This is a genomic window from Corynebacterium spheniscorum, from assembly GCF_900113445.1.
GTDB classification, from domain to species: domain Bacteria; phylum Actinomycetota; class Actinomycetes; order Mycobacteriales; family Mycobacteriaceae; genus Corynebacterium; species Corynebacterium spheniscorum.
This window is the reverse complement of the sequence record NZ_FOPJ01000001.1, coordinates 101,181-122,188: the sequence shown is the minus strand read 5'-3', so window position 1 is coordinate 122,188 and position 21,008 is coordinate 101,181. Positions and strand designations below refer to the sequence as shown.

Annotated in this window: 18 protein-coding genes, 1 tRNA gene and 1 pseudogene; 3 read left to right on the top strand and 17 right to left on the bottom strand. The window is 57.4% G+C overall.

Features of this window, described 5'->3' with window-relative positions; all coding sequences use genetic code 11:
* Positions 1-7: 7 nt before the first annotated feature.
* The 7 genes from BMZ01_RS00570 to rpsH form a co-directional block, all read right to left on the bottom strand.
* Positions 8-1,840 carry a YiiX/YebB-like N1pC/P60 family cysteine hydrolase gene (locus BMZ01_RS00570; protein ID WP_143067415.1) on the bottom strand — a complete coding sequence of 611 codons (1,833 nt, stop codon included), beginning with the start codon at positions 1,838-1,840 and terminating at the stop codon, positions 8-10.
* An 826-nt stretch (positions 1,841-2,666) separates the two neighbouring features.
* Entirely contained in the window at positions 2,667-3,116 is a 450-nt protein-coding gene (gene rplO / locus BMZ01_RS00565) for a 50S ribosomal protein L15 (RefSeq protein WP_092283350.1), read from the bottom strand.
* A gap of 7 nt (positions 3,117-3,123) precedes the next feature.
* Complete coding sequence (gene rpmD / locus BMZ01_RS00560; protein WP_092283348.1) at positions 3,124-3,309, bottom strand: 50S ribosomal protein L30; 186 nt, start codon at positions 3,307-3,309, stop codon at positions 3,124-3,126.
* Positions 3,310-3,312: 3 nt separating this feature from the next.
* Positions 3,313-3,939, bottom strand: coding sequence for a 30S ribosomal protein S5 (rpsE, locus tag BMZ01_RS00555; protein ID WP_092283346.1), 627 nt, complete (start codon positions 3,937-3,939; stop codon positions 3,313-3,315).
* 43 nt (positions 3,940-3,982) lie between these two features.
* On the bottom strand, positions 3,983-4,393 hold the full coding sequence (rplR, locus tag BMZ01_RS00550) for a 50S ribosomal protein L18 (protein ID WP_092283344.1): 411 nt from the start codon (positions 4,391-4,393) through the stop codon (positions 3,983-3,985).
* Between the two features lie 2 nt (positions 4,394-4,395).
* A complete protein-coding gene (gene rplF / locus BMZ01_RS00545) occupies positions 4,396-4,932 on the bottom strand; it encodes a 50S ribosomal protein L6 (RefSeq protein WP_092283342.1) in 537 nt (178 codons plus the stop codon).
* Between the two features lie 17 nt (positions 4,933-4,949).
* Positions 4,950-5,348 carry a 30S ribosomal protein S8 gene (rpsH, locus tag BMZ01_RS00540; protein ID WP_092283340.1) on the bottom strand — a complete coding sequence of 133 codons (399 nt, stop codon included), beginning with the start codon at positions 5,346-5,348 and terminating at the stop codon, positions 4,950-4,952.
* Positions 5,349-5,734: 386 nt separating this feature from the next.
* On the opposite strand from rpsH, the gene BMZ01_RS00535 reads away from it, so the two are divergent.
* A complete protein-coding gene (locus tag BMZ01_RS00535) occupies positions 5,735-6,031 on the top strand; it encodes a DUF6457 domain-containing protein (protein ID WP_092283338.1) in 297 nt (98 codons plus the stop codon).
* Positions 6,032-6,036: 5 nt separating this feature from the next.
* Positions 6,037-6,879, top strand: a complete 843-nt coding sequence (gene fdhD / locus BMZ01_RS00530) for a formate dehydrogenase accessory sulfurtransferase FdhD (RefSeq protein WP_092283336.1) — start codon at positions 6,037-6,039, stop codon at positions 6,877-6,879.
* Between the two features lie 92 nt (positions 6,880-6,971).
* On the opposite strand, the gene BMZ01_RS00525 is transcribed toward fdhD, so the two are convergent.
* From BMZ01_RS00525 to BMZ01_RS00495, 7 genes are all read right to left on the bottom strand, one after another.
* A complete protein-coding gene (locus BMZ01_RS00525) occupies positions 6,972-7,757 on the bottom strand; it encodes a formate/nitrite transporter family protein (protein WP_092283334.1) in 786 nt (261 codons plus the stop codon).
* A 1,258-nt stretch (positions 7,758-9,015) separates the two neighbouring features.
* The gene (gene rplE, locus BMZ01_RS00520; protein WP_092283332.1) at positions 9,016-9,582 is read right to left on the bottom strand and encodes a 50S ribosomal protein L5; all 567 of its coding nucleotides are present in this window, start codon (positions 9,580-9,582) and stop codon (positions 9,016-9,018) included.
* A 2-nt stretch (positions 9,583-9,584) separates the two neighbouring features.
* Positions 9,585-9,899 carry a 50S ribosomal protein L24 gene (gene rplX / locus BMZ01_RS00515; protein WP_092283330.1) on the bottom strand — a complete coding sequence of 105 codons (315 nt, stop codon included), beginning with the start codon at positions 9,897-9,899 and terminating at the stop codon, positions 9,585-9,587.
* Positions 9,900-10,268 carry a 50S ribosomal protein L14 gene (gene rplN, locus BMZ01_RS00510; RefSeq protein ID WP_092283328.1) on the bottom strand — a complete coding sequence of 123 codons (369 nt, stop codon included), beginning with the start codon at positions 10,266-10,268 and terminating at the stop codon, positions 9,900-9,902.
* A 148-nt stretch (positions 10,269-10,416) separates the two neighbouring features.
* Positions 10,417-12,225, bottom strand: coding sequence for a selenocysteine-specific translation elongation factor (selB, locus tag BMZ01_RS00505; protein WP_092283327.1), 1,809 nt, complete (start codon positions 12,223-12,225; stop codon positions 10,417-10,419).
* Between the two features lie 55 nt (positions 12,226-12,280).
* A complete protein-coding gene (selA, locus tag BMZ01_RS00500; protein ID WP_092283325.1) occupies positions 12,281-13,696 on the bottom strand; it encodes an L-seryl-tRNA(Sec) selenium transferase in 1,416 nt (471 codons plus the stop codon).
* Positions 13,697-13,753: 57 nt separating this feature from the next.
* Positions 13,754-13,848: transfer RNA gene (locus BMZ01_RS00495), tRNA-Sec, on the bottom strand.
* A 66-nt stretch (positions 13,849-13,914) separates the two neighbouring features.
* On the opposite strand from BMZ01_RS00495, the gene selD reads away from it, so the two are divergent.
* A complete protein-coding gene (selD, locus tag BMZ01_RS00490; protein ID WP_092283323.1) occupies positions 13,915-14,970 on the top strand; it encodes a selenide, water dikinase SelD in 1,056 nt (351 codons plus the stop codon).
* Between the two features lie 149 nt (positions 14,971-15,119).
* On the opposite strand, the gene nrfD is transcribed toward selD, so the two are convergent.
* The 3 genes and pseudogenes from nrfD to fdh all read right to left on the bottom strand — a co-directional run.
* Positions 15,120-16,244: an NrfD/PsrC family molybdoenzyme membrane anchor subunit gene (gene nrfD, locus BMZ01_RS00485; protein WP_092283321.1), complete on the bottom strand. Its 1,125-nt coding sequence runs from the start codon at positions 16,242-16,244 to the stop codon at positions 15,120-15,122.
* A 1-nt stretch (position 16,245) separates the two neighbouring features.
* Complete coding sequence (locus tag BMZ01_RS00480; protein WP_395890595.1) at positions 16,246-17,298, bottom strand: 4Fe-4S dicluster domain-containing protein; 1,053 nt, start codon at positions 17,296-17,298, stop codon at positions 16,246-16,248.
* Positions 17,299-17,504: 206 nt separating this feature from the next.
* Positions 17,505-20,762 (bottom strand): annotated as a pseudogene (fdh, locus tag BMZ01_RS00475) (formate dehydrogenase); the annotation flags it as partial.
* Positions 20,763-21,008 lie beyond the last annotated feature (246 nt).

Below are 21,008 nucleotides of genomic sequence, written 5' to 3'. Positions count from 1 at the left end.
CTCTGCCTTAATGGTACTCGTAGGTGTTATGCGATAAATAAATATCCCACGGGAATACTGCCGCTTTGTAACTTTCATAGGGGCGCTCTTCTCCGATATCAAGGCCACCGCCCGAAGCCCGTTTATACGCGGCCCACACCAGTTGAGAACAGTTATAGCTGTCCCGATCCAGCCGGCCGATACGAGTGAACCAGAAGTTACTGTTATAGTCCTTGGTCACCTGGTCTTCAGCGAAACTTGCTGCAGCATCCCTCGTCGCGTCGTCGGTTCTAACTCGTAACAAGCGTGGCTTACAAACCCCTCTCCTATCGCTGCCTTTTATACGCTGCACTCCTTCTTCAGGGCTGAGAGCTTCGACGGTTTCAATATCATCCGGGTGGTCAGCTTCTGTAACGAATATTCCGGAGTGACCGTGGTTGGCATGAACCTTGCCCTTGAAAGTAGTTGTCGCCACTGAGTAGAAGACATCGCCTCGCTTCGTATTGGCGTTTCCAGGGGCCACATACTCGCAGCCGTCAGACGCATCCACTCCACGTACCGCATTGAGCGGTGCCACATCGTTTGCTCCCGTGAAATTACTATCTGCTACGGCTTCCAAATAATTCTGAGCATTAATTTGCAGTGATTCAAGAGACTGCTCCAGCAGCTGTTCAAAACCAGTCATGCTATCGATGCCATGCAATTCGAAATCCTCAACCAGGATATCGACCATGTTCTGGATCTCTGACTCATCCATGAAGAAGCTTTCACTGATACGCGTCAGCAGCGGAATAAACCCTGAAAGTTCTCCGTGTTCGAAGTTTTGGCGTACACGCCACTCTCCATCAGCATTGGCATCTCCAATCGGGTAGCCGAACTTTCCAGTCTCATAACCCGAATCAGCCCACTGATCCAGAATTGATCCCTCAACGGCATACGCTCCATGCTGCGGGGTCCAATAGATAGCCCCACCTTCAAAGAAGTTATAGCGACCAACGCCATCAGGAGTCGGCAGCTCATCACTGATCGGGAACCCCAAAGAGCTATTCTGAGCCCCTAACGATTGCCATTTATCGTAAATCGCGCCTTGAATACTGGCCTGCACCGGAGGCAACGCATTGTGGGTATAAACATAACCCCCCTGGAAATGCTGCTTATACCAACCATTTCCTTGAGCAATATCACTCGTCGTGGGATAGCCTAAGAAGCCCTGCTCCCAACCATGACGCGCCCACACCATGGACGCAGGAAGACTTACCGTATGAGCTCCCGTATCGGGGTGCCAATAAATAAAGCCATTAAGGAATTCGGTACGCTTTCCCACACCATCAGGGTTCGTCAACTCCCCCGACCGTGGCAAGCTTAGGAAGCTCGTGGGCCCACCGATCTTGTCATAAAGCTCCTTGATAGCACCACAGACCTCGAACCATGAAGGCCAATAGACACTACAACCAGGAGCCGCCCGGAATGCCCGCTGTGGATCAGCCGCAATACGCGCTTCTTTGACTTCAGCCTGATCAGCTTCAGCCTTATCAATCCCCTCCGGGATGCGCTCATAATCTGAGCGCATCGCCCCTGGCACAACCTCGCCATTGGGATCAGCAGTAGGCGTCCAATCGCTTAAGCCTTCCGGGTTAAGCTCAGCATCTGTAGCTTCGTTGACCTGATAGTTCTCAGCGCCCGGCGGCGTAGGGAAACCCCACTCCGCAAACGGGCCGCTTTCCACCTCCCGAACAGTCCCCATACCTGAGGTAAGAGGGGAATAGCCACCAGCGTCTTCAGCTAATGAATACGTTGGAACGGACACAGCAACGCTCAAGCCAAGCGCCACAGAACACAAACTTCTGAGCATTCTACTCATAGGAAATCCTCCCTGAGAGAAAAAAAGGTAGTAGAGCGAGACTAACAAAAGTTCGACACGCCTAATATTCACTAGTTCTAATGGGGGTAGCATTCAATAAGGTAATCTCAATCCGCTCCTTTGGCGCTCACGCTGGCTACGGCCAGGTAGATTCACCGCCTCAACCAGTGGGTTTTTAAAGATAGTCAACCTTGTATTTGGCCACCCGTTTGAAGGAGCGAGCCCCCGAAATGCAGCCGCCGCAACACCAGCCCGTCACAATGGGAATATCAAAGCACCCAGCCCAACAAGCAAGGCGAAATGTGCAGAACGCGCACCTCGGTGAGAGCCATGATCATGAGTGCTGCACTGGGTCTTTAGGTGGCATTTCTGGCCCCCAAGAGGCCGGATGCGGATCGTTCGCTGGGTTGTACTCCAAGAGACGCCTTCACTGATCCCCTCATGTAACTTCGCAGATAAATCAGCATCCCCGGGCTACAGTACAAGTACACAGTTAATGGACAAAAAGTGTGTCCGGCCTTCTCCATAATCAATGGTCAGAGTAGCTAAATCGACAGTTAATTGTTCCCACTAAATTCCCCTCATACTTCCATCCCCAGGGAGTAAATAGTGCGCTAGCTACCGGGGCATCTACCGCATTCAATCCCCGCAGTTACACCCTTAAGTGTCTGTAGACCCAAGGCGCGGACACAGCTAGATACCGCCACCAGCTAAAGCTAAATAGCAAAAGGCTCGTAACGGGATAATCCCATCACGAGCCTTGAAACACTCTCACCCCGAACCTGTTGAACAGGTTCGGGGTGAGAGAACTACTGACTAAGAGTGATTACTTAGCCTCAGAGACGCTACCGCCGGCAGCCTCGATCTTCTCCTTGGCGGAGCCCGAGAACTTGTTAGCGGTGACATTCACGGCGACAGAGATGTCGCCATTGCCGAGCACCTTAACCGGCTGGTTCTTACGAACCAGGCCCTTGGCAACCAGGTCAGCAACGCTAACCTCGCCACCCTTGGGGAAGGCCTCAGCCAGATCGGCAACATTGACGACCTGGAAGACAACCTTGTTCGGGTTCTTAAAGCCCTTGAGCTTCGGCAGGCGCATGTGCAGCGGCATTTGGCCGCCTTCGAATGCTGCCGACACTTGCTTACGTGCCTTAGTACCCTTGGTGCCGCGGCCAGCGGTCTTACCCTTGGAAGCCTCACCGCGGCCAACGCGGGTCTTCGGCTTATTGGCGCCCTTAGCCGGGCGCAGATCGTGGAGCTTAATGGGTTCGCTCATGTGTTATCTACTCCCCCGCCACTTCTTCGACGACGACCAGGTGGCGCACCGCGTTGATCATGCCGCGCACCTGAGGGGTGTCGGGGCGGACCACGCTGTGGCGGATGCGCTTAAGGCCGAGTGAACGCAGGTTTTCCCGCGCCTTCGGCTTGGTGCCGACAGTGCCTTTGATCTGAGTGATCTTCAGTGCCATGTTTTAGGCCTCCTGCCCTGCGCGGATGCGCAGCATACGAGCGGGTGCAACCTCTTCGAGGCTCTTGCCACGACGGGCAGCAACCTCTTCGGGACGCACAAGCTGCTTCAAGCCGGCCACGGTAGCGTGGACGACGTTGATGGCATTGTCGGAGCCCAGGGACTTCGACAGCACGTCCTGAACACCGGCGCATTCCAGCACCGGACGGACAGCGCCACCGGCGATCACACCGGTACCGGGGGCAGCCGGGCGCAGCATAACTACGCCAGCAGCGGCTTCGCCCTGAACCGGGTGGGTGATGGTGCCACCGACCATGGGGACGCGGAAGAAGTTCTTGCGAGCCTCTTCGGCACCCTTCTGGATAGCGGCGGGAACTTCCTTGGCCTTGCCGTAACCGACACCGACCATGCCCTTGCCATCGCCCACGATCACCAGAGCGGTGAAGCTGAAGCGACGACCACCCTTAACGACCTTGGACACGCGGTTGATGGTGACAACACGCTCAATGTACTGGGAGCGCTCGTCCTGCTGCTGATTGCGGCGGTCGTTGCGGCCGCCGCCGCGGCGCTCATTGTTCTTCTTATTCTCGTCGGCGGAGCGTCCGCCGTCACGCCGTTCACGTCCCGGCATTACGCGATCCTTCCGTAGATGTTGCTGATTGCGGTGGTGATCATTAGAACTTCAGACCACCTTCGCGAGCGGCATCAGCCAGAGCGGCGATGCGGCCGTGATACTTGTAGCCGGCGCGGTCGAAGACGACCTTTTCAATGCCAGCTTCTTTGGCACGCTGTGCCAGAACTTCGCCGACCTTGGCGCCCTTGGCCTTCTTATCGCCCTCGATGGAGCGGATCTCCGGCTCCATGGTGGAGGCGGCAGCCAAGGTGTGGCCGACAGTGTCGTCGATGATCTGGGCGTGCATGTGACGCGAGGTGCGGTGCACGACTAGGCGCGGGGCCTCGGCGGTACCGCGCAGCGTCTTGCGGATACGGAAGTGGCGGCGGGAACGCGCGGCACGACGGCGAGTAGAAATATCCTTGCCGACAGGCAGGCGCTTGCCCTGGCTGTTTTCTGCGTTGTTGCTCATGCTTACTTACCCGTCTTTCCGACCTTGCGGCGGATCTGCTCACCCTCGTAGCGGATGCCCTTACCCTTATAGGGATCGTCCTTCCGCAGACGACGGATGTTAGCGGCGATCTGCCCGACCTGCTGCTTATTGATTCCGGAGATGGAGAACTTGGTGTTGCCGTCAACCGCGAAGGTGATGCCTTCCGGAGCCTCAATGAGGACCGGGTGCGAGTAGCCCAGGGAGAACTCGAGGTCCTTGCCCTTGAGCTGGACGCGGTAACCCACACCGTGGATTTCCATCTTCTGGGTGTAACCCTCGGTGACACCAACAACCATGTTGTTCACCAGGGAGCGGGACAGGCCGTGGAGTGCACGGTTCTTGCGGTTATCATCCGGGCGGGTGACCAGGATCTGGCCATCTTCCACAGCAACGTTGATCGGGGCGGGGATGTCCTGGCTCAAGGTGCCCTTAGAGCCCTTGACCTCGACATGCTGGCCGTCGATCTTGATTTCAACGCCGTTGGGGACCGGAATCGGGTTCTTACCGATGCGCGACATATTAAGTCAATCCTCCCTTACCAGACGTAGGCGAGGACTTCTCCGCCTACGCCCTTCTCGTGAGCCTGACGGTCGGTCAGCAGACCCTGAGACGTGGAGATGATGGCCACGCCCAGACCCCCCAGCACCTTCGGCAGGTTGGTGGACTTGGTGTACACGCGCAGACCCGGCTTGGACACGCGACGCACGCCGGAGATGGCGCGTTCACGGGAAGGGCCGTACTTCAGCTCGAGGCTCAAGGTCTTGCCAACCTTGGCGTCCTCGACGGTGTAGTTAGCGATATAGCCTTCTTGCTTGAGGATCTCAGCAATGTTGACCTTCAAGTTAGAAGAAGGCATCGACACGGTGTCGTGGTGCGCATGGTTTGCATTACGCACGCGCGACAACATGTCGGCAATAGGATCAGTCATGGTCATGAGGTGACCTGGTGCCTTTCTCGTTGCGGTTCCCACATCCCACCAAAGCGTTTACCGGGCGATCCATCGGGCCACTTCACGCTCCCCAGACAAAATCATCTGGGATGCTCGCTGCCGCTTTCCGCTCGGTTCGCATGACGCGGCGGGGGGCCTACAACAAAGTAGGTATGTACAGTTTTCAGGGAACATACAAACGCTTCACCTATGTCGAGCATGAAGAATTACGCCAACACAAGCAAAGCGCAGTAGTCCGTCGACCAACACTACAGCACTACCTAGTTTGCACACAAGCAGGATGAAGTAGCGTCTCCGGTTAAGCCCCACGCGTAAGGTTGCAAGGTGACAACCCTGAAGAAAATTTCCCAAGGAGCTGAGCTCACCCGCTCATGTCTGAACATAAAAAGAACACCGATCAAGATTTCACTCACGCACACCGTTGGTTAGATCGCGCAGCCCGCGAACTAGGTGTTGATGAAAGCCTCATCCGCCCGGTCGTAGGCGATCTATTGGACCTCACCCGCGATGTCGCGCATGGGCCTTCCCGCCCTGCTGCCCCGCTGACTGCTTTCCTCGTGGGCGTAGCCGCAGGTTCGCAGGACCTATCGGCGAAACAACGACAAGAGTTTGTTCGCAAGGCAGCTAAGAATCTGCGCGATATTATCGCCGAGGATCAGGACTCTTAATCCCCGTGGGAAGAATCACCCGTTCTGCAGCTGTCACTAAGGTGACCTTGCCACCTGCTGATCAGCCTGATGGTGCCTTAACTATTGACACCCGCGCTGATCTGTTGAGTGTGGAGGAGCCCCTCGAGTTAAGGGTGAATGGAACCACCTTCACCACCACTATGCGCACCCCCGGTGATGATATTGAATGGGCGCACGGCTTTCTTCTCGGTGAAGGTGTGATTCATCAGGCTGAGGATGTGAAAACGGCGCGCTATTGTGCCGGCGCTACGGGGCCTCATGGCGAGAACACCTATAACGTGTTGAATGTCGAACTTGCTGCGCATGTGCCACCGCCAAGCGCGCAAAGCATTCGTCTAACTCCCACAACATCTGCCTGTGGGGTGTGCGGCAGCTCCTCCATTGAAAAAATTATGGGCAGCTGCCCTGCCCCGCTACCTGCGCATCCTTTGGACCCCGACGTTGTGGTGCGAGTACCGGAGATTTTGCGGGAGCATCAAAAGAGTTTCCGCAAAACTGGTGGCATTCATGCGGCTGGTGCGTTCACCTTAGAAGGCCAGCCGATTGTGGTGCGCGAAGATATTGGTCGCCACAACGCCGCCGATAAGGTCATTGGGCACCTACTGCTCAATAATCGCTTACCGGCTGAGGACTTGTTATTGGTTATGAGCTCCAGGGCTAGCTTCGAGCTTGCCCAAAAGGCCATTGCGGCACGATTTTCAGCACTGCTAGCGGTATCTGCTGCGACGTCTTTAGCGGTGGATCTAGCCCGGGAAGCAAACCTCGGCCTAGTGGGCTTTATCCGTGGGCGTCGCTTCAATCTCTATTCTGGGCGCATCAATAATTAACAGCACACAAAAAGCCACGGCTAGTGTCCGGAGAGAATAAGAATTCCTCCGCACCAGCCGTGGCTGTTGTTTAAGTCCAGGGGGCTGTGCGCTTAGTCGCGGAAGGCCTCGCTGCCGCGGTTCAGCCAGGCATAAAGCCCACCGATGAGGAAGCCGCCACCGATCACATTGCCGACCCACACCACAGCCCAGTTCATGGCCACCGGGCCAAAGGCCATGGAGTCGATCATCGGGTTGGAGGTGAAGAAGGTAATGCTCATCAGGCAGAAGTTAGCAATAACGTGCTCGAGGCCCATACCAACGAACATGGCGATGATCGGAATGATGGTCAGGAACTTGCTGGCCACGTCCTTGCAGAAGACAGCACCCAGCACAGCCATGTTCACCACGAAGTTAGCCATGATGGCTTCCACCAGTGCATCGAAGGGGCCCTTGTGCAGCTTGGCTTCGGTAATGGTGGCTATCAGGTGATCTGGGGTGATATTTCCGAACTTTGCGGTTTGCGCCAGCATCACTGCAATGAGGATCGCACCGATGAGGTTGAAGATGGTGCACACGATGATCAGGTAGAAGGCTTTAGTCCAGGAGGTGTACTTCTGAACTGCGCCATAGACCATGTACATCATGTCGCCGGTGGCTAGATCAGCACCCAACAAGATGATGGAAAAAAGACCTAAGCCGAAGAGGAAGGAGAAAGTCAGACTTCCCATCCCGGGGGCAAGTTGCTCTACGGCATGACCGGCGACCGCCGCAAAGGCCGTACCCAGCGCCAAATACACACCACCAAGGGTGGCGCGCACGGCGAAGCGCGGGAAATCCTCCTCCAGGAGGGTGATTTTCTTTTTCACCGCGGCTGCAGCGGATTCGTTCAGGCTCATATCCTCGGGCCTTTCACTATGAGTGTGAGTGGGGGGCAAATGTCAGTCGGTGTGAACGTCTGGCTTCAGCCAAACCGCTCATTAATTAGTGACTTCACGCGCGGACCCTTAGGTACCTGACTCTTCACTTCTTTGTGGTCACTAAGGTGCGAGGGCTGCGCAGATGCGCGTGAAGGCTGCTAGGAACCTTAACGAAAACACACAGCTTTTTCCACACAGCAAGACCCCAAAACATGCCCCCTACCTGCTATAAGTCCGTACACAATAAGATTAGCTACAACTTAAGGCAGGAGTTGAAAAAAGGGGTTACTTGTGCTCACCTGCGATTTTATTAATGAATTTTGGGTAGCCTTAGCCGACTAGAGCCAAGGCAAGGGGTGTGCCCAGGAACATAACGCCGCTCTCATTATTTCGGGGGTATTTATCCTGATCTCAACCGAAGAAATGCGCTACCCCGAAAGAAAGCGCTTCGACAAAGCTAGAAAATGCCTTCGAGCTCGCATAATGAGGAGTTCTAACCCCAAGTTGATTCTGGCGATCAACCTCTAGCACCAAAGCAGAACTAAGGGCCTGTGATCTGTGGTCGCTAGCGCGTGCGTTAGAGCCCCTTCCGTCGCTGCGCGTATGCCCCGCGCCTGCGCGGGTCCTTCACGTGCAGCTTGACTCGCGGAAGGCCCTAGCGACGAAAGAGGTGGTCGTGAGGGATAAAAAGAAACCGAAACGCCAACCAAAGGGCACTGCCCAACGGTCGGAACCCACAAGACCCCGGCGCCAGCAGTACTTCCAAGGTCAAGCTGGCCACCGAGGTCTTTCGCTTACTGACCGAAATCCTGAAGGTGGTTAATGCCTTCCTTCACGGCGGACCATAATGCCCAGCCGAGGTCCGCTATATCCACGAGGGTTAGCGCACTTCAGCGGGTATACGTACTTCCGCAAAACTCCTGCACCAGGTACGCGATGCTTGCTGAAGAACCGACGAGCTTAACAAGGCGTCCGGCTTATGTCAGTCCTTGCGCACCAACCCCGAGTTAAAGGACAAAATGTGTGTCCAGTTATCGGCATAAACGCTGGTAATGGTGCCTAAATTGGCGAGTAATTGTTCCCTAGGATAGTCCACCCACCGCACTCCCCTCACCCCCAACGCACCAAACCCCCGCCACCTCACACTCATGATGCAAGGAACGGGGGTTTAGTGAAGCTTCAATGAAGCGTGAAACCGTTCGAACTAGAACCGCTTCAGATTTACAGCGCCGGAATCTTAGTTCTGGTCGTTCTTCTTGAAGGGGAAGCCCAGTTCGCGGAGCAGCGCACGACCTTCGTCGTTGTTGGTCGCGGTGGTCACAACGGTGATGTCCATACCACGGGGGCGATCAACCTTGTCCACGTCAATTTCGTAGAACATGGTTTGCTCGGTCAGGCCGAAGGTGTAGTTGCCGTGGCCATCGAACTGCTGGTCAGACAGGCCGCGGAAGTCGCGAATACGCGGCAGTGCGACGGTCAGCAGACGGTCCAGGAACTCCCACATGCGGTCGCCACGCAGGGTAACGCGGGCACCGATGGGCATACCTTCACGCAGCTTGAAGTTAGCGATGGACTTCTTGGCGCGACGGATCTGTGGCTTCTGGCCGGTGATCAGGGCCAGGTCTTCCATGGCACCATTGATCAGCTTGGAGTCACGAGCAGCATCGCCGACACCCATGTTGACAACAACCTTGGTGACGCCGGGGATCTGCATGACGTTATCGAAGGAGAACTCTTCGTTCAGCTTCGCGCGAATTTCTTCGCGGTAACGGGTCTTCAGACGCGGGGTGTAATTCTCGCTCATGTTTAGATGTCCTTCCCGTTGCGTCGCGAAATACGGACCTTCTTGCCGTTTTCGTCGTAACGGTAGCCGACGCGAGTCGGGTTGCCGTCGGAGTCGAGGACCATCACGTTGGAGACGTGAATCGGGGCCTCCTGGGTGACGATGCCGCCGGACTCAGCACCACGCTCGGGAGCAGAGTTCGCAACATGCTTCTTGATGCGGTTGACGCCTTCAACCAGAACCTTATTGCGCTTCGGGTAGGCCTCAATGACCTTGCCCTGGGCACCCTTGTCCGGGCCAGAGATAACGACAACCATGTCGCCCTTATGGATCTTCAACTAAATCACCTCCGGTGCAAGAGACACGATCTTCATGAACTTCTTTTCACGAAGCTCGCGAGCAACCGGTCCGAAAACACGGGTACCGCGGGGCTCGTTGTCGTTCTTGATGATCACGGCAGCGTTTTCATCGAAGGAGATATAGGAGCCGTCAGCGCGACGGGTTTCCTTCTTGGCGCGAACGATGACGGCGCGAACAATGTCGCCGGCCTTCACGTTGCCGCCGGGGGTGGCTTCCTTAACGGTGGCGACGATGACATCACCGATGCCAGCGAAGCGTCGAGTGGAGCCGCCAAGCACGCGGATGCACAGAATTTCTCGTGCACCGGTGTTATCGGCGACCCGCAGACGCGATTCCTGCTGAATCACTAGTGGTCTCCTGACCTGGTTTGTATGTGCGTCGGATTTCCGTCCCAGACGCACGCGGTCTGATGTACATGTGACTACGCATGGCAACAAAGCTCTACGCAGGCAACCCCAGTATTAAACCACCTTCACCCGAACTCAGCAACACGGCCTACTCACACACCACCCTCGCCCCACTATGAGCATCAACTTTGCGGGTTACCCGCTGGCTATCAAGGTATTCCAAGAAAGGCACAGCGACCCTTCGGGTGGTGTTTAATGCCTTCCTAGCCTCGCTGAGGGTGAAGGGCTGCGGCAAACCTTTAAGCACCGCCCTAGCCGCAGCGGGCGCGGAGGGCAATAACACGATCTCGGAAGGCAAGCGAAGGATCCTGCCTGCCTTGGCTGCCGCGGCGAGTTCCCGCGGACCTAAGCGAAGATCCCGCAGCTCAGTAGCATCGGGGGCATTAAAAGGTTCCTCGGCAAGCCACTCTTCAATGGTGGCGATGGCTTCCTCCGCGCGCCCCAAATTCACCTTCGCCCCGGGCAGGCGCACGCGGCCATCAGCCTCCTGCAACCCGGCGCGGCGCAGCACCTCCGGATACAACTCCGGGGTGGGCAAAAGCTTGGTGACCTGCTGTTTACTGGCCCCAGGGTGCAGCGGATCGCTGCTTGTCGCCGCGGCCCGGGCGGCGTGGGCAAGCTCAGCTAGGGTCTGTTCTTTTACCCACCACTGCCCCACCTGCACGATTCCTGCCGGCGGCTCAGCGGGCATGGGCACCCCGGCGCGGCTAAGTGTGTGGGGATGAAGGATGCTGTGGCGGGTGAGTTCTCGCTGGATAAAGGTGGTGGGGTCGGTAAAATTAGCTTCTTCGAGATCGTGTTGGTGGCGTGCTGCGTCCCCGCGGCGGGCAAGGGGCGCGGGAGACAGATCAATGACTTCCACGCCCGAGAATACGGCGTGATCACCGGGTGCTCTTAACACCAGGCGATCACCAATCTGCAGGGCCACCGGATGGGGAAGCTGCAGCCGCGCATGGTTCTTGCCAAACGGGCGCAGGCGCACCTGTAGTTCCAGGGTGCCAATGTGCGCGGCGAGTTCCTGCGGGGCCTCGTTCAGGAGGTGTTCGCTGATAGCAGGCAGGCGGCGCACATCAATAGTGGTGCTAAGCGGCCAGGCGTTAATGGGGGCTAAGAGCAGGTCACCGCGGCGAATCTGGGAGGCTTCAATTCCGCGAAGATTCACCGCCACCCGCCGGGTGGGGCCCACCTCAGCCATGGCTTCTTCTTCAGATTGCAGGCCACGGATAGTTACCCGCTGTGCGGTGTTTTGCCCTTTAAGCAGGAGTTCTACCTCATCGCCGCGGCGAAGCGTGCCAGCAGTGAGCGTGCCGGTGATCACGGTGCCGGCACCGCTAATGCTAAAAGCACGGTCGATCCATAGGCGGGTGCGGGCATCCGGGTTGGGTTCAGGCAGAGTGCTCAGTACCTCATCGAGGGTGCTGCGCAGTGCGTCCATACCTTCCCCGGTTGTGGCAGAAACCGTACAGATCGGCGCGCCGGCGAGGCTGGTGCCAGCCAGGCGGCGGCGGATATCGGCTTTTACTTCCTCGCGGCGGGCTTCATCGGCGCGATCGGCGCGGGTGAGTACTACTAGCCCAGTTGTTTTCCCAAGGGCATTGAGGGCATCAAGGTGGTCGGTGCTTTGTTCCTGCCAGCCTTCATCGGCAGCTACTACCAGCATCACCGCGGGGGCGGGGCCAATGCCGGCCAACATATTGCCTAAGAAGCGCTCATGGCCGGGCACATCCACGAAGGCCAGGTCGCGGCCGGAGGGAAGGGTGGTCCAGGCGAACCCAAGATCAATGGTGAGGCCGCGGCGTTGTTCTTCTTCCCAACGATCCGGCTGCATCCCGGTAAGTGCTGATACCAAGGTGGATTTGCCGTGGTCAACATGGCCGGCGGTGGCAAGAACAAACACGATGAGCTGAGGACTCCTTTGTGCGTGAGCGTTTGCGCGAGTGAGCGTTATTTCCTTAAAGCTTATCCAGAATAGTTTTTAAAGCGTCCGCAACCGCCGCATCCTCTTCTTCAGGAACGCAGCGCAGATCAATCAGGGTATGCCCCTGGTATTCGCGGGCCACCACCACCGCGGTATCTGGATCAGTGGGTTGGCGCAGGAGCGCACTCAGTCCCGCCGGAAGCGCTAATGCCCACCCTGGCAGCGGGTATTCCGGGGCACCACCGCCACCCACACGGCCTTCATGTTCAATAACCTCCCCCACCCCAACATCAGCGGCGAGTTTTTCGGTGCGTCGGCGAAGTTCTTCCGGATCGCTGCGCAACGCCTGAAGAACCGGGGCGGTGTCGTGGCCATAGATGGTCGCTTCAATAGCGGCGAGGGTGAGTTTATCTACCCGCACGGCTCGTGCCAGGGGGTGTTGACGAAGCGCCTGAACATAGCTTTTCTTACCAGCAATAAGCCCTGCTTGGGGGCCACCAAAAAGTTTGTCGCCGCTGGCGATCACCAGGTCTGCACCATCTTTAAGGGCACTAGCCATATCGGGTTCTTGGGGTAGGCGAGGTTCAGGGTGCAGCAAACCGGAACCCACATCGGTGATCAGCGGGATGGCGTATTCATCGGCGAGGGTGCGTAATTCTTTTAAGCCCACTTCCGCGTGGAACCCAGCTACCCGGTAATTAGAAGGGTGCACCTTAAAAATCGCGGTGCGTGTGGTGGCGCTGCCTGTGGTGGTGCCGTGTTGTTCTAAGGCTTTGGCATAGTCCGCGAGGTGTGTGCGGTTGGTGGCACCTACTTCAATGAGCTTTGCCCCGGTGGCCTCAATAAGTTCCGGGAGCCTAAACCCAGCACCAATTTCAATGAGCTCACCGCGGGAAATAATGATCTGCCCACCAATTCCGCATAAAGCGGTGGCAGCCAACATCAATGCCCCAGCACCATTGCCCACAATCAGGGCATCTTCAGCAGCTGGGGTACCTAGTGCCCACACCAGGGCTTGGCTGGGGGCTTTCCCGCGGGTACTGGAACGCCGGCCGCTATCAAGATCCATCTCTACATCCACATAGCCGCTGGCTTGGATGAGGGCTTCTTGGGCGGCGTTGCTCAGCGGGGCGCGCCCTAAGTTGGTGTGGATGATCACCCCGGTGGCATTAAGCACCGCAGTAAGAGAACTAGGTTGCGTATTCCCCAGGCGCTGGGCGTATTCCTCCCGCACCCTGGCGGCTAGGTCATCGGCACTGAGTTCGCTGAACCTGCCGGGTGTTTCGGCGCGGGCATCGGCTTGAACTTCGCGGGCGATCTCGAGGGCGCGTTCGCGGTTAATCTTGCTGGGCGTGGCGTGGTAGATCTCTAGGAGTTCATCGACGCGTGGGATACTCCGGCGTGGATCCTTATTTGGTGCGCTGTGTTCCTTCGCAAATTTCTTCGCCATCAGCGCACCTCATTGCCAAGTGTGTGGGGGGACTATAAGGATCATCAACAAGCTTTGTGGCGGAGGCGGACGGGAATCGAACCCGCCAGACCGAGATACTCGGCCTCACCGGTTTTGAAGACCGGGGCGCCCACCAGGACACGTACGCCTCCACTGCATTAGTGAGGTTAGCATGCAGCCATCAGGCCACCAGAAGCCTGATCGGTAGGCTGGTGAGCATGACTGCCTCAACCGATTCTGACCAGCGTGCACACACCAAGAACCCGGACTTTGGGCACCCACTACTCACCCAACCACTGACCAGCTACGCCGCTGGTGGTGGGTGTGCCTGCAAGATCCCACCAGGAGAATTAGAAGATGCCGTCGCAGGCCTTCACGGTATAAGCGATGAACGGGTATTAGTTGGCCTGGATGCCGGTGATGATGCGGCAGCCATTCGGATTAGTGGCAACCAAGCGATTATTAGTACCGCGGATTTCTTCACCCCGGTGGTTAATGACCCCTATGACTGGGGGCGGATTGCGGCCACGAATGCGCTTTCAGATGTGTATGCCATGGGTGGTACCCCGCTGACGGTGATTAATTTAGTGGGCTGGCCGCGGGAACTCATTCCCTTGGAGGTTCTCACCGAGGTGCTGCGCGGCGGCATGGATATTGCCAATGCTGCGGGCGCCCCGGTAACGGGTGGGCATTCCATTAGTTCCCCGGAACCTATTTATGGCATGGCGGCAACCGGGATTGCGGATCCGGATAAGTTAATGCGTAATGATGTTGCCGAAGCTGGGCTGCCCATTACTTTGACCAAACCCATTGGGGTGGGGATTTTAAATAATCGGCATAAGAAAACCGGGGAGCGTTTCGAGCAGGCCATTGAGGTGATGACCACGCTTAATGCTGATGCTGCGAAAGTTGCGGTGGCCGCGGGCGTGCGAGCTGCTACTGATGTGACCGGCTTCGGGTTATTGGGGCACCTTTATAAGATGTGCCGCGCTAGTGGGGTTGGGGCGCGCCTTGATTCCTCCGCCATTCCGGTGGTGGAAGGTGCCAGGGAATCTTTAGCAGACGGGTTTATTCCTGGTGGTTCTAGGCGGAACCTTGAGTGGGTGCGTGAGTATCTTCAGGCCCCGGGCTTAAGCGAAGAGGAGCTGGTGTTGCTGGCGGATGCCCAAACCAGTGGTGGGCTCTTAGTGATCGGGGAGATTCCTGGTTACCCGGTGATTGGGGAAACCACCGCGCTTGAAGAAGGTGCGGATACATTCCTGGAGATTAGCTAGCACCGCTTCTTGCTGCCACCTGCGACGGGGAAGTCCCCGGAGGTGCGGCAAGAGAAAAGAGCTTCCGTTTGCTTGAAACGGAAGCTCTTAGTGTTTCTCCAGCAGCGCTAAGCCTTTAGCCAGCGGAGGCTTTTAGCCAGCGGAGGCTTTTAGCCAGCAGTGGTCACATTATCGCGGCCTTCGCGGGCAGCGAGGCGACGTTTTTGCGGTTCCACGGTGTAGCGCGGATCCTTCGCAGCTTCGATACCAGCATTTAAAATACCGAAACGCGTGCACGCCGAGCCGGCAATTAAAGCAGCACCGGAAAGTGCAGATAGCACCCGGGACTTACGCCCCAGCACTGCCCCAATGCCACCAGCAATCACGAGGGCTTCAGAAGCCTTCAGTAATTTACCGGGTCCACCTTGGTGCAGTGGTTCAGCAGCGGTGGGATCCATGGAGTTCTCCATGAGCTTCATGGCCACCACATCACCCACCACACCGGCAACGGCCATCACACGGGCGGGCTTTACATGCTCTAGGTCGGTGGTGATCATGGCTAAACCACCGGAGGCTAAGGAAGCGGAGCTAACGAAGACAAACGGCAGATGATCCTTCGCCCCGTTCCAGGTGGGGTTGGCGGTATCACCTAAAAGTACCGCGGTATACACCGCCAGCGGGGCGCCAAAAAGACCACTAAAGAGCGTGGCCGGGCGCTTCGCCCAGTGGATCAGACGCTCAATCGGATCCGGGAAGGGCAGATCAAGGCCCATATTGTCTTCTAAGATGCGGTACACCTCAGCAGCTGCGGAAGCGCCACCAACGGTGCCGAAGGAAGCCAAGATCCAGGAACCCACCGACATCGGCGAGCTGAGCTTGAAGACACGCATCATATTAAGGAAGCGTGCCGGGCGGCCCAGGTCCTTCACCAGCGCTAGTGAACCCAAACCGGCAGCACCAATGGCTGCTAGGCGGGAGTTACGTGCCAGGATCTTATTGTCGCTTAGCTGCGCGCCGGAAGCGATGATCGCGGAACCACCGGCGATGCCGCCGAGCACCAGGTACACCCCGATGGGCCACTCCCATGGTGGTGCTTTGACTACCTGGCGTCCGTAGTAGGAGCTGAACTCCGCATCCGGAACCATCGGCATTTCGCGGGCACCAGAATCAGCGCCGCGACGTCGCATCCCACCACCACGGCGGGCAACATCTTTTACCCCATCAACCAGGCGGTCGCGGCGGCGTTTGCGCCGGGGCGGTTCTGGTGGACGGTAGCTATCAAAGGGACTGGTCATTCTAGGAACGTCCTCCAATCATGAAGGAAACAGCGGCGGCGCCGAGCATGCCGGCAGCGGCAATAGCCGAGCGGACCGCCATGCGCGGCAGATCAGCGGTCGGGACCCGCGGGTCTGGCGGTAGGCCATAGACCTCTGGTTCATCCAGTAGCAAGAAGATCGAGCCGGTACCGCCCACCCCATCTTCATCATTGGCGCCATAAAGGCGCGCTTCGGTGAAGCCTTGGGCATGTAGTTCAGCAACGCGTGCGCGTGCCTTGGCCAGCAGCTCATCGCGCTCACCATAGGTAATGGAGGTCGTCGGGCAGGCCTTGGCGCAGGCCGGCATTTCCCCGACCTTCAGGCGGTCATAGCACAGGGTGCACTTTTGGGCGACGCCAATATTCGGGGCTTTAGGTGCCCGACCAGGGGTGAAGTCATCCCCATCGGTGTCAATCGGGTCAGCCCCCACCGCATTGGCGCGCTCATTGCGTTTTTGTACGCCACCATCATCGCGGCGTTCAATCACACCGAAGGGGCAGCCGGCGACACAAGTGCCACAACCATTACACACATCATCTTGGACCACCACGGTGCCATGTTCGGTGCGGAATAGTGCACCGGTGGGGCACACATCCAAACACCCTGCATGCGTGCAGTGCTTGCACACATCAGAGGCCATCAACCAGCGGAAATCCGCGGTATTAGGTGGGGTGATGTCGGTGCTATCTGGGGCGTGGACCGCTTCTGGTTGGTTGGGGCGCCCCACGGTGGGGGTTCCTAGGCTCACCAATTTACGGCCGGATTCCCGGGCCGCGGCAATGCGTTCGGCGTCCTGTTCCACAAAGGCCACATGGCGCCAGGTGGAAGCACCTAAAGAGCCGGTGTTGTCGTAGCTGCTGCCGAGTAGTTCATAGTCAGCATCAACCGGGTTGCGGTTCCATTCCTTGCAGGCAACCTCACAGGCTTTGCAGCCAATGCAGATAGATGTGTCGGTGAAGAAGCCTTTGCGGGAGCTCAGCTGATCGCCATAGTCTTCGTGGCTAGCTGAGCGCTCTAGGAAAATATTCCTCACTTGGTTTCTCCTCCTTCACGGTCATCTCGGTGAGCCGCATCGCGGTTGCGGGCATCGCGGTTGCGGGCATCGCGGTTGCGAGTATCGCGGTGCACTGCTTCGCGGCTGTTTTGTCGGTTGCTTGCCATAGTGGCCAACATGTCCTCTAGATCAATATCGGGGTGCGTCTTCGGTGCGCGATCACCTTCCGCGCCGATCGGCTCACCAATGCGCTGGTTACCGGTTTCCACATTCAACCCGGCGCGCTCTTGGTATTCCTCGACTAGCTTCAAGCTGGCCTCGCCTTGGGGGCGTCGGCCTGGCTGAATATCGCAGGCACCGATCTTGGATTCCTGGATGCTCACATTCGGATCCAAGGTCAAGCCGATCAGGTCATTGACGGAGTCGCCGGTAATCAGTGCGTCATCGCCCTGCGCCCAGTGGTAGGGCAAACCAATGGTTTCGAAATTCTTCCCATCAATGGTCAAGGCACTCATGCGCTCAGTGACCATCACGCGGGCTTCAATCACCGCACGCGGGGAGATAATCGTTGCCCAACCACCATCAATAAGGCCGCGTTCTTCAGCCAAGGCTGGGGAGACTTCGCAGAAGAGTTCCGGTTGCAGCTCTGCCAGGTAAGGCACCCAACGGCTCATGCCACCAGAGGTGTGGTGCTCGGTGAGACGGTAGGTGGTGAAGATATAGGGGTATACCTCACTACCGGTGGTGCCAGCACTAGCTGCCGAAAGATTATCTTCGCGGCGGAAGATCTGCCGCGAAGGTGAAGCCTGCTGGTTATACAGCGGGTTATTCACCGGGGATTCTTGGGGCTCATAGTGCGTAGGCAGTGGTCCATCGACCATGCCCTTCGGTGCGAAGAGCCATCCCTTGCCATCGGCTTGCATGATGAAGGGGTCAATACCGGAGACCGCTGCGGCACCGCTTTGGTCCAAGGTGGGGCGGTATTCGGGGTCGCGGTCAGCCGGGAAGTCCGGCACGTCCTTACCGACCCACTTCTTTTCTTCTTCGTCCCACCACACATAGCGCTTGCGCTCGCTCCAGGGCTTGCCATGCGGGTCCGCAGAGGCACGGTTGTAGAGCAGGCGGCGGTTCGCCGGCCACACCCAACCCCACTCCATGGCCAATTCATCTTGTTCTTGGCCAGGCTTGCGCTTATTGGCGTGGTTAATGCCATCGGCATACACACCGGTATAGATCCAGCAGCCACCAGCGGTGGAGCCATCATCTTTCATTTGGCCGAAGTTGCTCAGCGGCTCACCATCATGTTCGCCACCAACGTAGTATCCGTTGATTTCCTTGAGCACTGCTTCCGGATCCGGGTCGCCATGCTCATCGGTGGGGTAATCCCAGGTGATGTCCAACAGCGGGCGGTCGCGCGGATCAGTGGAGTCAGCGAGCTTCTCACGGATGGATTGGCCCAGCTTGTAGAAGAACTCCAGCTCACTATGGGCGTCTCCCGGTGGGTTGACGGCCTTTTCACGCCATTGCAGCATGCGCTGGGTTTGGGTGAAGGAGCCTTCCTTTTCCACGTGGCAGGCAGCCGGCATGAAGAAGACTTCGGTTTGGATTTCTTCCGGGGTGAGCTCACCGTTGAGGATCTCCGGGGAGTCCTGCCAGAAGGTGGCGGTTTCAATTAGCTGCAGGTCGCGCACCACCAACCACTTCAGGTGGGCCAGGCCTTCGCGTTGCATGCGGCCATGCGCGGACCCCACAGCGGGGTTCTGGCCGAAGACGAAGTAGCCATCAACCTCATCGCGGATCATGGACATCACGGTTTGGTAGGTACCGTGTGCACCATTAATGCGCGGCAGGTAGTCATATAGCCAGTCGTTTTCGGCGGTGGCTTTATCACCCCACCAGGCCTTCATCATGGAGACCATGTAGGCCTCGGCGTTACCCCAGAATCCCTTTTGATCCTTCGAACGCACGCCGTCGATGTATTCCCGGAAGGTGGTTTTATCCACACTCGGCATCGGCAGGTAGGCGGGCAGCAGGTTAAAGAGGGTGGGGATATCCGTGGAACCTTGAATGGAGGCGTGACCACGCAGCGCCATAATGCCGCCACCAGGGCGACCAATATTGCCAAGCAAAAGCTGCAGGATCGCAGAGGTGCGGATGAATTGCGCACCCAAGGAGTGCTGCGTCCAGCCCACGGCATAGGCAAAGCAGGTGGTGCGTTCCGGGTTGGAGTTCTCGGTGATGGTGCGAGCTAGGTACTCAAAGTCCTCCGGGGAAATACCGCAGGCCTTTTCCACCATCTCCGGGGTGTAGCGCGAATAGTGGCGCTTGAGGATCTGGAACACACAACGCGGGTGCTGCAGGGTTTCGTCAGTGCGGTAGTGCCAACCACCCAGGCTGGGTCCACCTTCACCGGCAGTCTCGGCATGGTGCCCATCAGCTTCATCCGTGGCACCAGAATCTTCGGCGTTCTCGGTGGCGGTGGAGCCATCCACGCGCTCGTATTGCCAGGAGGCATTGTCATAGGCCCCAGTTTCGGGGTCTAGACCAGAGAAGAGGCCATCGAGATCTTCGGTGTCCTGGAATTCCTCGCTGATGATATTCGCGGCGTTGGTGTAGGACAGCACATAGTCCTTAAACCACAGGTCATTGCTGATCACATAGTTAATCAGCGCACCGAGCAGCACAATATCCGAGCCGGGGCGGATCGCAATATGGTGATCAGCCACCGCCGAGGTACGAGTGAAACGCGGGTCAACGTGAATAACCTTCGCGCCGCGTTTTTTAGCTTCAGTCACCCACTGGAAACCAACGGGGTGACATTCGGCCATATTAGAACCCTGAATGACAATGCAGTCAGAATTGGCCATATCTTGTAGCGGCTGGGTTGCGCCACCACGACCAAAGGAAGTTCCCAAACTGGGAACTGTGGCGGAGTGTCATATGCGGGCCTGATTTTCGAGCTGAATGGCGCCGGCGGCGGTAAACAGCTTCTTAATCAGGTAGTTCTCTTCGTTATCTAAGGTGGCACCACCCAGGCCAGCAATTCCCATGGTGCGATTCAGTCGACGACCTTGGTCATCCACATCCTGCCAATGGTTACGGCGCGCCTCAATAAAGCGCTCCGCAATCATGTCAATCGCAGTGTCATGGTCAATAACGGTCCACTCTGTTGCCCCCGGCGCGCGATAAAGAATATCGGAACGACGAGTGGCGGAGTTCACTAGCTGTTCACTAGCGGAACCCTTGGGGCAGAGCCGACCACGCGAGATCGGCGAATCCGGATCACCCTCAATTTGGATGACCTTCTCATCTTTCACATAGACGCGTTGACCACAACCGACCGCACAAAATGGGCACACCGAGCGGGCTACTCGGTCCGCATCAGCGATGCGGGCGGTCATTTCCTTGGACTTCTTAGATTGGGTATTTTCGGCACGGCCGAAGACGTCCCCAGAGCGTAGCTGCCGGAGAATCGGCCAGTTCAATGGGATACGGCGAGTCATGGGTTTGATCTTATCTTATTTACCCCAAAAAATCCCCTCTGAGCTGCGGATTTACCCCAACTAAGGTAAGGGCACCCTATTTTCAACATGCGGAACAGTGACCCAGGACACCCCAGAGGGGTGCAGCTTATGGGGGTATAAGCAGGCATAATGCCTATATTTGCACCCAACAATCCTTACCCCAATTTTGCCTACACCCCTCCCCCACCTCCTATCGGTCAACCGAACCTAGCGAACCGTACACTG

What these genes read in the sequence shown, in the direction of transcription:
- selD (WP_092283323.1), top strand. Translation starts at nt 13,915, where the DNA reads ATGACTGCCTCAACCGATTCTGACCAGCGTGCACACACCAAGAACCCG.
- nrfD (WP_092283321.1), bottom strand. Translation starts at nt 16,244, where the DNA reads ATGACCAGTCCCTTTGATAGCTACCGTCCACCAGAACCGCCCCGGCGC.
- rpsH (WP_092283340.1), bottom strand. Translation starts at nt 5,348, where the DNA reads ATGACCATGACTGATCCTATTGCCGACATGTTGTCGCGCGTGCGTAAT.
- rpsE (WP_092283346.1), bottom strand. Translation starts at nt 3,939, where the DNA reads ATGCCGGGACGTGAACGGCGTGACGGCGGACGCTCCGCCGACGAGAAT.
- rplE (WP_092283332.1), bottom strand. Translation starts at nt 9,582, where the DNA reads ATGAGCGAGAATTACACCCCGCGTCTGAAGACCCGTTACCGCGAAGAA.
- rplR (WP_092283344.1), bottom strand. Translation starts at nt 4,393, where the DNA reads ATGAGCAACAACGCAGAAAACAGCCAGGGCAAGCGCCTGCCTGTCGGC.
- BMZ01_RS00535 (WP_092283338.1), top strand. Translation starts at nt 5,735, where the DNA reads ATGTCTGAACATAAAAAGAACACCGATCAAGATTTCACTCACGCACAC.
- rplF (WP_092283342.1), bottom strand. Translation starts at nt 4,932, where the DNA reads ATGTCGCGCATCGGTAAGAACCCGATTCCGGTCCCCAACGGCGTTGAA.
- rpmD (WP_092283348.1), bottom strand. Translation starts at nt 3,309, where the DNA reads ATGGCACTGAAGATCACTCAGATCAAAGGCACTGTCGGCACCAAGCCG.
- rplO (WP_092283350.1), bottom strand. Translation starts at nt 3,116, where the DNA reads ATGAGCGAACCCATTAAGCTCCACGATCTGCGCCCGGCTAAGGGCGCC.
- BMZ01_RS00525 (WP_092283334.1), bottom strand. Translation starts at nt 7,757, where the DNA reads ATGAGCCTGAACGAATCCGCTGCAGCCGCGGTGAAAAAGAAAATCACC.
- selA (WP_092283325.1), bottom strand. Translation starts at nt 13,696, where the DNA reads ATGGCGAAGAAATTTGCGAAGGAACACAGCGCACCAAATAAGGATCCA.
- BMZ01_RS00570 (WP_143067415.1), bottom strand. Translation starts at nt 1,840, where the DNA reads ATGAGTAGAATGCTCAGAAGTTTGTGTTCTGTGGCGCTTGGCTTGAGC.